The following is a 13,064-nucleotide window of genomic DNA, read 5'->3' as shown; positions in this document are numbered from 1 at the left end:
CCGCCGCGGTGAGCCGACGCACCTCGGTACGCGGGGTGGAGACGGTCAACGCCGGAAACCGGCGGACCGCCAACTCACCGATCATCCGGGGCCCCGCCCCTTGCTGCTGGTCGTGCTACTCGTCGGCACTCGCCGCGGCGGTGCCGGCGGCGGTGCCACCGAGGTCGGCGGGGACGGCGTCCGGAACCTCGACCGGCTTGTCCGCACCGTGGAACACGAGCTTGGACTTGTCGATGTCGTTCGGGTCGCCCTCGCAGTCCACCACGACGATCTGACCGGGGGTCAGCTCGTTGAAGAGGATCCGCTCGGAGAGGTTGTCCTCGATGTCGCGCTGAATCGTGCGACGAAGCGGACGGGCACCAAGCACCGGGTCGAAGCCCTTCGCCGCCAGGTACTTCTTGGCGTTGTCGGTCAGCTCCAGACCCATGTCCTTGTTGCGCAGCTGCGACTCGATCCGCTGGATCATGATGTCCACGATCGAGAGGATCTCGGTCTGGCGCAGCTGGTGGAAGACGATGGTGTCGTCGATCCGGTTGAGGAACTCAGGCCGGAAGTGCTGCTTGAGCTCGTCGTTGACCTTCTGCTTCATCCGGTCGTAGTTGGACTCGGAGTCCTCCGACGCCTGGAAGCCCAGCGACACCGCCTTGGCCACGTCGCGGGTGCCCAGGTTGGTGGTCAGGATGATGACCGTGTTCTTGAAGTCCACGATCCGGCCCTGACCGTCGGTGAGCCGACCGTCCTCCAGGATCTGCAGGAGCGTGTTGAACACGTCCGGGTGGGCCTTCTCGATCTCGTCGAAGAGGACCACCGAGAACGGCCGACGCCGCACCTTCTCGGTCAGCTGCCCGCCCTCGTCGTAGCCGACGTAGCCGGGAGGAGCACCCACGAGGCGGGACACCGTGTACCGGTCGTGGAACTCGGACATGTCCAGCTGGATGAGGGCGTCCTCGCTGCCGAAGAGGAACTCGGCGAGCGCCTTGGACAGCTCGGTCTTACCGACACCGGACGGGCCGGCGAAGATGAACGAGCCCGACGGGCGCTTCGGGTCCTTCAGGCCGGCCCGGGTACGCCGGATCGCCTTCGAGACCGCCTTGACCGCGTCCTCCTGGCCGATGACGCGCTTGTGCAGCTCGTCCTCCATGCGCAGCAGGCGCGAGGTCTCCTCCTCGGTCAGCTTGTAGACCGGGATGCCGGTCCAGTTGCCGAGCACCTCGGCGATCTGCTCGTCGTCAACCTCGCTGACGACGTCCAGGTCACCGGCCTTCCACTCCTTCTCCCGCTGAGCCTTCTGGCCGAGGAGCTGCTTCTCCTTGTCGCGCAGCTGGGCGGCGCGCTCGAAGTCCTGCGCGTCGATCGCGGACTCCTTGTCGCGACGCACCTGGGCGATGCGCTCGTCGAAGTCACGCAGGTCTGGCGGCGCGGTCATCCGGCGGATCCGCATCCGGGCGCCGGCCTCGTCGATCAGGTCGATCGCCTTGTCCGGAAGGAAGCGGTCGGAGATGTACCGGTCGGCCAGCGTCGCCGCAGCCACCAGAGCGGCGTCGGTGATGCTCACCCGGTGGTGCGCCTCGTACCGGTCGCGCAGGCCCTTGAGGATCTCGATGGTGTGCGCCAGCGACGGCTCACCCACCTGGATCGGCTGGAACCGGCGCTCGAGAGCGGCGTCCTTCTCCAGGTGCTTGCGGTACTCGTCCAGGGTGGTGGCGCCGATGGTCTGCAGCTCACCACGGGCCAGCATCGGCTTGAGGATGCTCGCGGCGTCGATCGCGCCCTCGGCGGCACCCGCACCCACCAGGGTGTGGATCTCGTCGATGAACAGGATGATGTCGCCGCGGGTGCGGATCTCCTTGAGCACCTTCTTGAGGCGCTCCTCGAAGTCACCGCGGTAGCGGGAACCGGCGACCAGCGCACCGAGGTCGAGCGTGTAGAGCTGCTTGTCCTTGAGAGTCTCGGGCACCTCGCCCTTGATGATCTTCTGGGAAAGCCCCTCCACCACGGCGGTCTTACCGACGCCGGGCTCACCGATCAGGACCGGGTTGTTCTTGGTACGGCGGGAGAGCACCTGCATGACCCGCTCGATTTCCTTCTCGCGCCCGATGACCGGGTCGAGCTTGCCCTCACGGGCGGCCTGGGTCAGGTTGCGGCCGAACTGGTCCAGCACGAGGCTGGTCGACGGCGCGGCCTCACCCGGCGCGGCACCCGCCGCGGCGGGCTCCTTGCCCTGGTAGCCGGAGAGCAGCTGGATCACCTGCTGGCGGACCCGGTTGAGGTCGGCGCCGAGCTTGACCAGCACCTGGGCGGCGACGCCCTCACCCTCGCGGATCAGCCCGAGCAGGATGTGCTCCGTGCCGATGTAGTTGTGGCCGAGCTGCAGCGCCTCGCGCAGCGACAGCTCCAGCACCTTCTTGGCCCGCGGCGTGAACGGGATGTGCCCGCTCGGCGCCTGCTGGCCCTGGCCGATGATCTCCTCGACCTGCTGGCGGACGCCCTCCAGGGAGATGCCGAGGCTCTCCAGGGCCTTTGCCGCGACGCCTTCACCTTCGTGGATCAGGCCCAGCAGGATGTGTTCCGTACCGATGTAGTTGTGGTTGAGCATCCGGGCCTCTTCTTGGGCCAGGACGACAACCCGTCGCGCTCGGTCGGTGAACCGCTCGAACATGCCCTCGTGCTCCTCACGTGCCGTGCGCCTTGATGGTCTAGATCTCGGCGGGGCCGGTGCACGAACGTCCAGGACGGGCGTCCGTGCCTCCTTACTCTATCGTCGCTGACCGACTCGGCTGAGGTCGTGTCTCTCCGGTCTGGGTCAGTTCCACGTCGTTTTGCACAACCGTCCGCGCTCAGGAGGTGTTCCGGTACCCCTGGCGCTACGCGCAGAGCGAAATCCGACCGACCCCACGGAAGGCTCCACAGGGCCCGGGGAGGGTCTCTGACGGCCTCCAGGGGCGGATCGCAGAAAGCGAGCGCCGATCTGGCAGCCTGCGGACTGGCCGGACCCGACCCTTTCGGGAAGTTGTCCACAGGTTGTGGATAGTTACTCCACTGCCTGTGGATAACGCCGGTCGGCCCGGGAAACATTCCGACCGGCCCGTCCGGGCGCGGATACGGCGACGCCGGCCCGGAGAATGCTCCGGCCCGGCGTCGGTGTCGCCCTGCGGTGGCGGCTGCCACCGGTCAGCTGAACGGATCAGCGCTTGGCGTGGTACTCGTCGACGATCTCCTGCGGGATACGGCCCCGGTCCGAGATGTCCTTGCCGGCCTTCTTGGCCCACTCCCGGATCGCCTTGTTCTGCTCCCGGTCGGCGGTGGCGCCACCGCGACCGCGGGCGGCCCGCCCACCGATCACCACGCCACCGCGACCCACCTTGGTGCCGGCACCGACGTACGGCGCGAATACGTCGCGCAATTTCGCGGCGTTGGCGCCGGACAGGTCGATCTCATACTGAACACCGTCGAGCGCGAACTTGACGGTCTCGTCAGCGTCCCCACCGTCCAGGTCATCGACCAGCTTGTGAATGATCTGCTTGGCCACGTCCCACATTCCTTTCGAGCAGGGCGCTCCTGCTAACGAGAGCACAATAACCCCCGTGCTGCTCGCCCCGTCAATAGGATGCCGTTACGACTCGCTGGGAGTCGGCGGACGACTACTCCGGGCGGACCAACGGGAAGAGGATCGTTTCCCGAATTCCGAGGCCGGTCAGGGCCATCAACAGCCGGTCGATTCCCATTCCCATACCCCCGGCCGGCGGCATTCCGTACTCCATGGCCCGGAGAAAGTCCTCGTCGAGACGCATCGCCTCGTCGTCGCCACGGGCGGCCAGCTGCGCCTGGGCCACCAGCCGTTCCCGCTGCACCACCGGGTCGACCAGCTCGGAGTACGCGGTGCCCAGCTCGAAGCCGAGAACGTAGAGGTCCCACTTTTCGGCCAGCCCCGGCTCGCTGCGGTGCGCCCGGGTGAGCGGGCTGGTCTCCTCCGGGTAGTCGCGTACGAAGGTGGGCGCCTGCAGGCCGGGGACGACCAGTTCCTCGAACAGTTCCTCGGCGAGCTTGCCCGGGCCCCACTTCGGGTCCACGGCCAATCCCACCTTGTCCGCGTACTCCACCAGCCGGGAACGTTCGGTGCGGACCGTGACCTCCTCGCCGAGCGCCTCGGAAAGGACCCCGAACAGGGTCACCGATCGCCACTCGCCGCCCAGGTCGAACTCCCGCCCGTCGGCATGGCTCACCACCGTCGAGCCGCTGACCGCGATCGCCGCCTGTTGCACGAGATTGCGGGTCAACTCGGCCATCGTGTCGTAGTCGCCGTACGCCTGGTACGTCTCCAGCATCGCGAACTCCGGTGAGTGCGAGGAGTCGACGCCCTCATTACGGAAGTTGCGGTTGATCTCGAAGACGCGGTCCACACCACCAACGACCGCGCGCTTCAGAAACAGTTCCGGAGCGATTCGCAGATACAGATCGGTACTCAACGCATTGCTGTGGGTCACGAAAGGTCGGGCCGCCGCGCCACCGTGCAGGAGTTGCAGCATCGGAGTTTCCACCTCGATGAAGCCCTGGCCGTGCAGTGAATCGCGCAGGCTACGCACCGCCGCCGCCCGGGTGCGGACCATCTGCCGGGCCTGCGGCCGGACGATCAGATCGACGTAGCGCTGCCGGACCCGAGCCTCCTCGGAGAGCGGCTTGTGGGCCACCGGCAGCGGCCGCAGGGCCTTGGCGGTCATCTCCCACCGCTGCGCGAGCACGGACAGCTCGCCCCGGCGGCTGGTGATCACCTCACCGGTCACGCCGACGTGGTCGCCCAGGTCGACGAGGCGCTTCCAGGCCTCCAGCCGCTCCGGACCGACCCGGTCCAGGGAGAGCATGGCCTGCAACTCGGTGCCGTCGCCGTCGCGCAGGGTGGCGAAGCAGAGCTTGCCGGTGTTGCGTACGAAGATCACCCGGCCGGTGACCGAGACCTCGTCGCCGGTGGCGGTGTCGGTGGGCAGATCCGCGTACTTCGCGCGGATCTCGGCGAGCGTGCTGGTCCGGGGGAAACCGAACGGGTACGGCTCCACACCCTCGGCGAGCATCCGGTCCCGCTTCTCCCGGCGGACCTTCATCTGCTCGGGAAGGTCGTCGGCGGGGTCAACTGGCACGGCGTTCTGCTCGGTCACGGCACGCTTCCTCAACGAAGGATTGTCGGCGGGGTCAGGCCCGAGCGTACTCAAGCCCTCAGGTGGTCGTTACCGGATAACCTGCCCGCCATGGCGGATCACACTCAGGCCCTCTCGTTCGGGGCGGCGGCGGCCGACTACGACCGGTTTCGACCCCGCTATCCGGTGGCAGCCGTGCGGTGGGCGCTCGACGGGCTGGGCGATTCCGCCCAGGTTGTCGACCTGGGCGCCGGCACCGGCATTCTCACCCGGGGAGTGCTCGCCCTCGACCACCAGGTGACCCCGGTGGAGCCGGACCCCAAGATGCGCGCCCAACTGGACGCCGCCACCCCCGGCGTCACCGCGCTGGCCGGCGGCGCCGAGTCGGTGCCGCTGCCCGACGGGGTCGCGGACGCCGTGGTGGTGGGGCAGGCGTACCACTGGTTCGACCGGGAGCGGGCGCACGCCGAGATCGCGCGGGTGCTCCGGCCGGGTGGGACGTTCGCCCCGATCTGGAACATGCGGGACGAGCGGGTCGCGTGGGTGGCCGAGCTGGGTCGGATCGCCCACCTCGGTGACAACGCTGGCGACGTCGTCGGACGGTACGAGGACTTCGGCTCCGCGTTCACACCTGTCGAGCTGGGCGAGTTCACGCACCACACGACGCTCACACCCGACGAGGTGGTCGCGATGCTGCACACCCGTTCGTACTGGCTCACCGCCCCACCCGAGCGGCGGGCGCGCATCGATCGGGAACTGCGCGACCTGTTCGCGGGCCATCCCGAGCTGGCCGGGCGGGAAACCGTCGAGCTGCCGTACCGCACGATCGTGCTGCGGGCCCGGCGGCGCTGAAGCCCCGCACAGAGGCCGGCCTCGACGGCGGCCGGCGTTCACAGGTTGCGGTCGTAGACCATCCGCAGGCCGATCAGCGTGATCATCGGCTCGTGGTGGGTGATGGTGCTGCACTCGTTGATCACCAGGGAGGCGAGACCGCCGGTGGCGATCACCGCCTTCACCTCGCCCAACTCCTCGGTCATCCGCTCGACGATCCGGTCCACCTGCCCGGCGAACCCGAAGTAGAGACCGGCCTGGAGGCACTCCACGGTGTTCTTGCCGATCACCGAGCGGGGCTTGGTGGCCTCGACCTTGCGCAGCTGGGCCGCACGGGCGGCCAGCGCGTCGAAGGAGATCTCGATGCCCGGGGCGAACGCCCCACCCAGGAACTCGCCCCGACCGCTGATCACGTCGAAGTTGGTGGTGGTGCCGAAGTCCACCACGATCGACGGCCCGCCGTAGAGGGTGAACGCGGCAAGCGTGTTCACCACCCGGTCGGCACCCACCTCCTTCGGATTGTCGATCGCCAGCTGCACCCCGGTCCGCACGCCCGGCTCGACGATCACGCTCGGCAGGTCCGCGTAGTAGCGGCCGAGCATGGTCCGCAGCGACCGCAGCGCGGCCGGCACCGTGGAGCAGGCGGCCACGCCGGTGATCTCGACGTTGTCCCCGGCGAGCAGACCCCGGAACATCAGGCCCAACTCGTCCGCCGTCGAGCGGGCATCGGTCTTGATCCGCCAGGAGTGCACCAGCTTGTCGCCGTCGAAGGTCGCCAGCACGGTGTTGGTGTTTCCGATGTCGATGCAGAGCAGCACGCACGCAGCCTAGACAACTACTCCGTACGCAGGTCCAGCGCGATGTCCAGGATCGGCGACGAGTGGGTCAACGCGCCCACCGAGAGGAAGTCGACGCCGGTGGCCGCGTACCGGCCCGCCACCTCCAGGGTCAGACCGCCGGTCGCCTCCAGCTCCGCCCGGTCGCCCACCGCGGTCACCGCCTCGGCCAACACCTCCGGGGTCATGTTGTCGCAGAGCAGGAAGTCGGCGCCCGCCTCCACCGCCTCCACCGCCTCGGCGACAGTGGTCACCTCGACCTGCACCGGGACCTCCGGAAACGCCTCCCGGACCCGCCGGTACGCCGCCGTGATGCCTCCGGCCGCCAGCTTGTGGTTGTCCTTGATCATGGCCACGTCGTAGAGGCCCATCCGCTTGTTGGTGCCTCCGCCGGCTCGCACCGCGTACTTCTCCAGCGCCCGCAGGCCCGGCGTCGTCTTGCGGGTGTCCAGCACCATCGCCTTCGTGCCGGCCAGGGCGTCCGCCCAGGCACGCGTGTGGGTGGCCACCCCGGACATCCGGCAGAGCAGGTTGAGCGCCGTCCGCTCGGCCGTCAGCAGCAGCCGGGTCGGGCCGGTCACCGTCGCCAGCACGTCGCCGCGGGCCACCCGCTCACCGTCGCGGGCCAGCACCGACACCTCGACGGTACGACCGAAGCCGGTCACCTCGCCCACCAGCTCGAACACGGCGGCGGCCACGGCCAGCCCGGCCACCACGCCGTCGGCGCGGGCCACCAGGTCGGCGGTGTCGGTCTGCTCGGCCGGAATGGTCGCCACGCTGGTGACGTCGAGGAAACCCGGCCCCAGATCCTCGACCAGCGCGGTCTCGATCACCCGCCGCACCTGCTCCGGGTCCAGCCCGGTCGCCCGCAACGCCGCCTCTGTCGACCCCGTCATGGCTTCCCCTCCCACTGCTCCGTCACCCGGCCCTGCGCCCCGACCGACCCGACCAGGTGGCCCAGCCACCGTTCGTCGGCCGTCGGGAAGTCCTCCCGCCAGTGGCAACCCCGGGTCTCACCGCGGGCGTACGCCGCCGCGACCAGCGTCGACGCCACCGTGAGCAGGTTGGTCGCCTCCCAGTCGGCGGTCCGCGGTCGGCCCCGGGCCGCGCCCAGCTCGGTCAGCGTCCCGGCCGTCTCCGCCAGCGTCGCCGCGGACCGGAGCACCCCGGCACCCCGGGTCATCGCCTGCTGGAGCGTCGGCGTCACCCCGGCCGGCAGGACCCAGCCCGCACCGCCGCGCCACGCGCCGACGTCCGCCGGTTGGGCCTGCTCGGGCAGGCCGGCCGCGATGTCGTCGGCGATCCGCCGGGAGAACACCAGCCCCTCCAGCAGCGAGTTGCTGGCCAGCCGGTTCGCGCCGTGCACACCCGTGCAGGCGACCTCGCCACAGGCGTACAGGCCGGGGATCGACGTGCGGCCGCGCAGGTCGGTGCGGACGCCACCGGAGGCGTAGTGCGCGGCCGGGGCGACCGGGATCAGATCGGTGGCCGGGTCCACGCCGATCGCCAGGCAGGACGCCACGATGGTCGGGAACCGCCCGGCCAGGAAATCGCCGCCCAGATGGCGGGCGTCGAGAAAGACCTGGTCCGCACCGCTGGCCAGCAGCACCCGGTGGATGCCCTTGGCCACCACGTCCCGGGGGGCCAATTCGGCCAGCTCGTGCTGCCCCACCATGAACCGCTTGCCGTCGGAGTCCACCAGGTACGCGCCCTCGCCGCGCAGCGCCTCGGAGACCAGCGGCTGCTGCGCGTGCCCGGCGCCGGGCACCCCCGCGCCCGGCGGAGTGATCAGGGCGGTCGGGTGGAACTGGACGAACTCCACGTCGGTCACCGCCGCGCCGGCCCGCATCGCCAGCGCCACCCCGTCGCCGGTGGACACCGCCGGGTTGGTGGTGGCCGCGAAGATCTGGCCCATCCCGCCGGTGGCCAGCACCACCGCCCGGGCCAGCAGCGCGCCGACGCCGTCCTCGCTGCCCTCACCGAGCACGTGCAGGGTGATCCCGCAGGCCGGACCGAGCCCGTCCGGGCCGTCGCCGGGCGCCCGCAGCAGGTCCAGCACCAGGGCGTGCTCGACCAACCGGATCCACGGGTCGCGCTGCACGGCGGCGTGCAGGGCCCGCTGCACCTCGGCGCCGGTCGCGTCCCCGCCCGCGTGCACGATCCGGTCCGCGCGGTGCCCACCCTCGCGGGTCAGCATCAACGAACCGTCGGGGTGGCGATCGAACTCGGCGCCGATCCGCATCAGCTCCCGCAGCCGGGTCGGCCCCTCCTCGACGAGCACCCGGACAGCCGCCGGGTCGCAGAGCCCCACTCCGGCGATCTCGGTGTCCCGGGCGTGCGCCGCCGGAGTGTCCGTCGGGTCGAGCACGGCGGCGATGCCGCCCTGCGCCCACCGGGTCGAGCCGTCGTCAATGTTGACCTTGGTGACGACCGTGACGTGCAGGCCCGCCTCGCGCAGGTGCAACGCAGCGGTCAACCCCGCCACCCCGGAGCCCACCACGATCACGTCGGTGGTCTCCACCCAGCCGGGCTCGGGCGCGGCCAGCAGTCTGGGCAGGGCCGGCAGGTCGACCGTCGGAACGTCCATCCCACCAGTCAACCCGAACGATCCTCGCCGAGGGAGGCGGGGGCTCAACGAGTGGTTTGGGCTACCACGTCCGGCGCGGACCGCGCCGCGCCGAGCGGTCGGCCGCGGTCACTTCGTCCGCACCGGCAGGCCGGCCGGGCCCGCGCCCTTCAACGACGCGCTCACCGTACGGTCGCTCAGCCACAGGTAACAGCGGACCCCCCGGTCACCGACCCGCCAACGCCCCGCACCGGGCGGGCGCACCACCACGCCGCTGCGGAACCGCAGGTCGGAGTCGTCCGGTACACCGACATAGCGGCCGAGGATGCTGCGGCAGCCGGTGTAGAGCGGCGCCCAGTCGGCATCCTTGGCCGGGTACGGCTTGTCCGGCGCACGCCACACCCCGACGAACTCGGCGTCGTGCCGACCGCCGCACTCCACCGGGACCAGCGTCTGCACGCCCCGGCCCGCCCCGGCGCGGGTCTGCTGGCAGCCCAACCGCAGCCCGGAGGCCCCCTTCAACGCGTCCCGCAGGCTGCCCGACCGGACCACCACCGTGGCCGCCGCCTCGACAGTCGTCAGCTCGGTCAGGTCGCACCGGTACCAGCGGGAACCGGCTGCCCAGCCCGGCCCGGAGGGCAGCGCCACCGACAGCCGCAGTCGCCCGGCCCGCCAGTCGTCGCCCACGTACGCCGAGGCCCTCGTGTCGCACTCCGTGAACGCGCCGCGCAGCTCCACCGACCCGTTGGCCGGGGCGGCAGCCCGCTGGGCCGGGAACGTCCCCACGTGCACGGTCTCCACCCGGTGCGGGCCGGCGCAGTCCATGGGTTGGTAGGCGGCCAGCGTGACCACCTCGACGAAGTCGGCGGCCTGACACACCCCGACGGCCGGCGTGAACGCCGTGGCCGGTGGCGGCGCCGCCCAGTCGTCGGTCAGGTCACCGTCCAGACCACCGGACCCGGCGCAGCCGACCAGCAACACTGCCGTGACGGCAGTGGCGAACAGGGTCGTCATGGCACGGCGCATCGCGGCCTCCCCCAGCCACCTACCGGCTTCCGCCAGCGTGCCCAGGGTAACCGCAAATGACCTTCCGGTGACAGACCGGAATCGGCTCGCGCGAGATCAGACTCCGGACACGGCGAACGGGTTGGGCATCGGGTCGCCGGCCGTGCCCGGGGCCGCCACCGCCGGGTTCGCCCCCAGCTCGACGACCCGGTTGTCGGTGTCGACGTGCACCACCCGCGGCCGGTACGACCGGGCCTCGGCGTCGTCCATCTGCCCGTACGAGATCAGGATGACCAGGTCACCGGGGTGTACGAGGTGCGCGGCGGCGCCGTTGATGCCGATCACGCCGCTGCCCCGCTCGCCCGGGATGACGTACGTCTCCAGCCGGGCGCCGTTGGTGATGTCCACGATCGCGACCTGCTCGCCGGGGAGCAGATCGGCGGCGTCGAGCAGGTCCTCGTCCACCGTCACCGAGCCGACGTAGTGCAGGTCGGCCTGGGTCACCGTGGCCCGGTGGATCTTCGACTTGAGCATGGTCCGCAGCATCGGGCTCGCCTTTCGCGAAAAGAGTGGTGGTGGGTGCGGCCGGGTCAGGGACGAGGGGCGAGGTGGATCGCCGCGTTGTCGATCAACCGGGTTGCGCCGACCCAGGCGGCGATCACCAGCCGGGCCGGCCCGGACACCGGCCCCGGCTCCAGCTCGGGGTCGGTGAGCACCAGGTAGTCGAGCTGAGCGCCGGGCGTACCGGCGCCGAACGCGGCGTGCGCGGCGGACAGCACCTCCCCCGCGTCCAGGCCGTCGTCGGCGGCCCGGGCCCCGGCCCGCAGCGCGGCGGACAGGCTCAGCGCCGCCGCCCGATCGGGCTCGCTCAGGTAACGGTTGCGGCTGGACAGCGCCAACCCGTCCGGCTCCCGAACGGTCGGTACGCCGATCACCTCGACCGGGACGTCCAGGTCCCGGGCCATCCGCCGCACCAGGGTGAGCTGCTGATAGTCCTTCTCGCCGAAGAAGGCCAGGTCGGGACGGGTGAGTTGGAGCAGCTTCAGGACCACGGTGAGCACGCCGTGGAAGAAGCCGGGGCGGCTCGCGCCCTCCAGCTCCCCGCCGAGCGGACCCGGGTCGAGGCGCACCCGGGGCTGGCCGTCCGGATACATGTCGGCCACCGACGGCGCGAAGACGAGGTCGGCGCCGGCCCGCCGGCACACCTCCAGGTCGGCGTCGAGGGTGCGCGGATAGCGGTCGAAGTCCTCGTTCGGCCCGAACTGCAGCGGGTTCACGAAGATCGTCACCAGCACGTGGTCGGCCTGGTCCCGGGCCGCGCGCAGCAGCGTCTCGTGCCCGGAGTGCAGGGCGCCCATGGTCATCACCACGCCGACGGTGCCCTTCAACGCGGCCCGGGCCTCGGCCAACTCGGCGCGCGTGTGGACAAGCTGCGTCATGCCGCCACCTCCCGGCTCGTCCCGGCGAGCACACCGAGCAGCGGCTGCGCGTCCACCGGGCGCAGACGGCCCGCGGCGATCGCCCGGTCGGCGGTACGCCGGGCCAGCGCCAGGTACGCGGGGACCGACTCCGGCGCGGTGGCGGCCAGCCGGGCCAGGTGCCGCTCGACCGTGCCCGCGTCGCCCCGGGAGACCGGACCGGTCAGCGCGTCGTCGCCGAGGCGTAGCGCGTTCTCCAGGGCGGCCCGCAGCAGTGGGGCGAGCACCTTCTCCGGGCGGGCCACGCCGGCGTCCCGCAGCCGGTCGGCCGCCTCGTTCACCAGGGTCACCAGGTGGTTCGCGCCGTGCGCGAGCGCGGCGTGGTACAGCGGACGGTCCGCCTCGGCCACCCACTCGGGCACGCCACCGAGGTCGGTGACCAGCCGGGCGGCCAGCGGGCGCAGGTCCGCCAGGGCGGTCACTCCGTACGAGATGCCGGCCAGCCGGGGCAGATCGTCCGGCGTACCGGTGAAGGTCATGGCGGGGTGCAGGGCCAGCGGCCGGACGCCGACCGCGGCGGCCGGCGCCAGCACGGCGAGACCGTGCGCGCCCGAGGTGTGCGCGACCACCTGGCCCGGGTGCAGGGCACCTCCGTCGGCGAGGTCGGCGATCACTCCGGCCAGCGCGTCGTCCGGCACCGCGATCAGCAGCAGGTCGGCGGCGGCGCGGGCGACGGAGGTGACCGGGCGGCGGGGCACCTCGGGCAGCAGCAGGGCGAGCCGCGCGCGGCTGGTCCCGGAGTCACCGGCGACAGCCACCACCCGGTGGCCGGCGGCGGCGAGCGCGGCGCCCAGGACGGCACCGACCCGACCGGCGCCGACGACGCCGACCGTGAGCAGACGGGAGGTTGGGGCGCCGGTGACGGCGGAATCCCGCGGTGCGGCAGGCCCAAGCTGGGCGGCCGGACGCGGGCGCAGCGGTGCGCTCATGACGACGATCCAGTCCTCGAGAAGGGGTACCGGTCGATCGCAAGTATGCGCCCGGCTCGCCGAACCGGGACAAGCATGTGTGAAAACCTTCACCACCACCGGCCCCGTGTGCAGATCTTGGACAGTTTCCGTTAGCAGCTAACGGAAACTGTCCAAGATCTGCTGACCCGAGCCCGAAGGGCGACGGTGACCGCGGCCACCCGCGGACCGCGACGGGGATCGGGAGTCGACAAAGAACCGCTGGACGTAGTGTCTGCACGCTGACTTCACCTTCTCTCAGAACTCCGATC

11 protein-coding genes are annotated in these 13,064 nt (G+C 71.1%); 1 reads left to right on the top strand and 10 read right to left on the bottom strand.

Going from position 1 to position 13,064, the window contains the following annotated elements; translation table 11 throughout:
- Positions 1 to 115 precede the first annotated feature (115 nt).
- From AB0J68_RS13670 to lysS, 3 genes are all read right to left on the bottom strand, one after another.
- Positions 116 to 2,659 carry an ATP-dependent Clp protease ATP-binding subunit gene (locus AB0J68_RS13670; RefSeq protein WP_354861611.1) on the bottom strand — a complete coding sequence of 848 codons (2,544 nt, stop codon included), beginning with the start codon at positions 2,657 to 2,659 and terminating at the stop codon, positions 116 to 118.
- A gap of 525 nt (positions 2,660 to 3,184) precedes the next feature.
- Positions 3,185 to 3,529, bottom strand: a complete 345-nt coding sequence (locus tag AB0J68_RS13665; protein WP_007466057.1) for an Lsr2 family protein — start codon at positions 3,527 to 3,529, stop codon at positions 3,185 to 3,187.
- A 112-nt stretch (positions 3,530 to 3,641) separates the two neighbouring features.
- The gene (gene lysS, locus AB0J68_RS13660; RefSeq protein WP_363938592.1) at positions 3,642 to 5,150 is read right to left on the bottom strand and encodes a lysine--tRNA ligase; all 1,509 of its coding nucleotides are present in this window, start codon (positions 5,148 to 5,150) and stop codon (positions 3,642 to 3,644) included.
- A 90-nt stretch (positions 5,151 to 5,240) separates the two neighbouring features.
- On the opposite strand from lysS, the gene AB0J68_RS13655 reads away from it, so the two are divergent.
- Positions 5,241 to 5,981, top strand: a complete 741-nt coding sequence (locus tag AB0J68_RS13655; protein WP_363938590.1) for a class I SAM-dependent methyltransferase — start codon at positions 5,241 to 5,243, stop codon at positions 5,979 to 5,981.
- A gap of 38 nt (positions 5,982 to 6,019) precedes the next feature.
- Here the strand turns inward: AB0J68_RS13655 and AB0J68_RS13650 are convergent, their stop codons facing one another.
- The 7 genes from AB0J68_RS13650 to AB0J68_RS13620 form a co-directional block, all read right to left on the bottom strand.
- Positions 6,020 to 6,778 carry a type III pantothenate kinase gene (locus AB0J68_RS13650; RefSeq protein ID WP_234587497.1) on the bottom strand — a complete coding sequence of 253 codons (759 nt, stop codon included), beginning with the start codon at positions 6,776 to 6,778 and terminating at the stop codon, positions 6,020 to 6,022.
- Between the two features lie 17 nt (positions 6,779 to 6,795).
- The gene (gene nadC / locus AB0J68_RS13645; RefSeq protein ID WP_355064962.1) at positions 6,796 to 7,692 is read right to left on the bottom strand and encodes a carboxylating nicotinate-nucleotide diphosphorylase; all 897 of its coding nucleotides are present in this window, start codon (positions 7,690 to 7,692) and stop codon (positions 6,796 to 6,798) included.
- Positions 7,689 to 9,383, bottom strand: coding sequence for an L-aspartate oxidase (locus AB0J68_RS13640; protein WP_363938586.1), 1,695 nt, complete (start codon positions 9,381 to 9,383; stop codon positions 7,689 to 7,691). The genes nadC and AB0J68_RS13640 overlap by 4 nt, the downstream gene beginning before the upstream one ends.
- Positions 9,384 to 9,491: 108 nt before the next feature.
- Positions 9,492 to 10,388, bottom strand: coding sequence for a septum formation family protein (locus AB0J68_RS13635; protein ID WP_363938584.1), 897 nt, complete (start codon positions 10,386 to 10,388; stop codon positions 9,492 to 9,494).
- A 96-nt stretch (positions 10,389 to 10,484) separates the two neighbouring features.
- Complete coding sequence (gene panD / locus AB0J68_RS13630) at positions 10,485 to 10,913, bottom strand: aspartate 1-decarboxylase (RefSeq protein WP_355064958.1); 429 nt, start codon at positions 10,911 to 10,913, stop codon at positions 10,485 to 10,487.
- A gap of 44 nt (positions 10,914 to 10,957) precedes the next feature.
- Positions 10,958 to 11,806, bottom strand: coding sequence for a pantoate--beta-alanine ligase (gene panC, locus AB0J68_RS13625; RefSeq protein ID WP_363938579.1), 849 nt, complete (start codon positions 11,804 to 11,806; stop codon positions 10,958 to 10,960).
- On the bottom strand, positions 11,803 to 12,774 hold the full coding sequence (locus AB0J68_RS13620) for a Rossmann-like and DUF2520 domain-containing protein (protein ID WP_363938577.1): 972 nt from the start codon (positions 12,772 to 12,774) through the stop codon (positions 11,803 to 11,805). The genes panC and AB0J68_RS13620 overlap by 4 nt, the downstream gene beginning before the upstream one ends.
- Between the last annotated feature and the right edge of the window lie 290 nt (positions 12,775 to 13,064).

Origin of the sequence: Micromonospora sp. NPDC049580 (assembly GCF_040675595.1) — a bacterium.
Classification (GTDB): Bacteria; Actinomycetota; Actinomycetes; order Mycobacteriales; family Micromonosporaceae; genus Micromonospora.
This window is presented reverse-complemented; position numbering and strand designations above follow the sequence as displayed.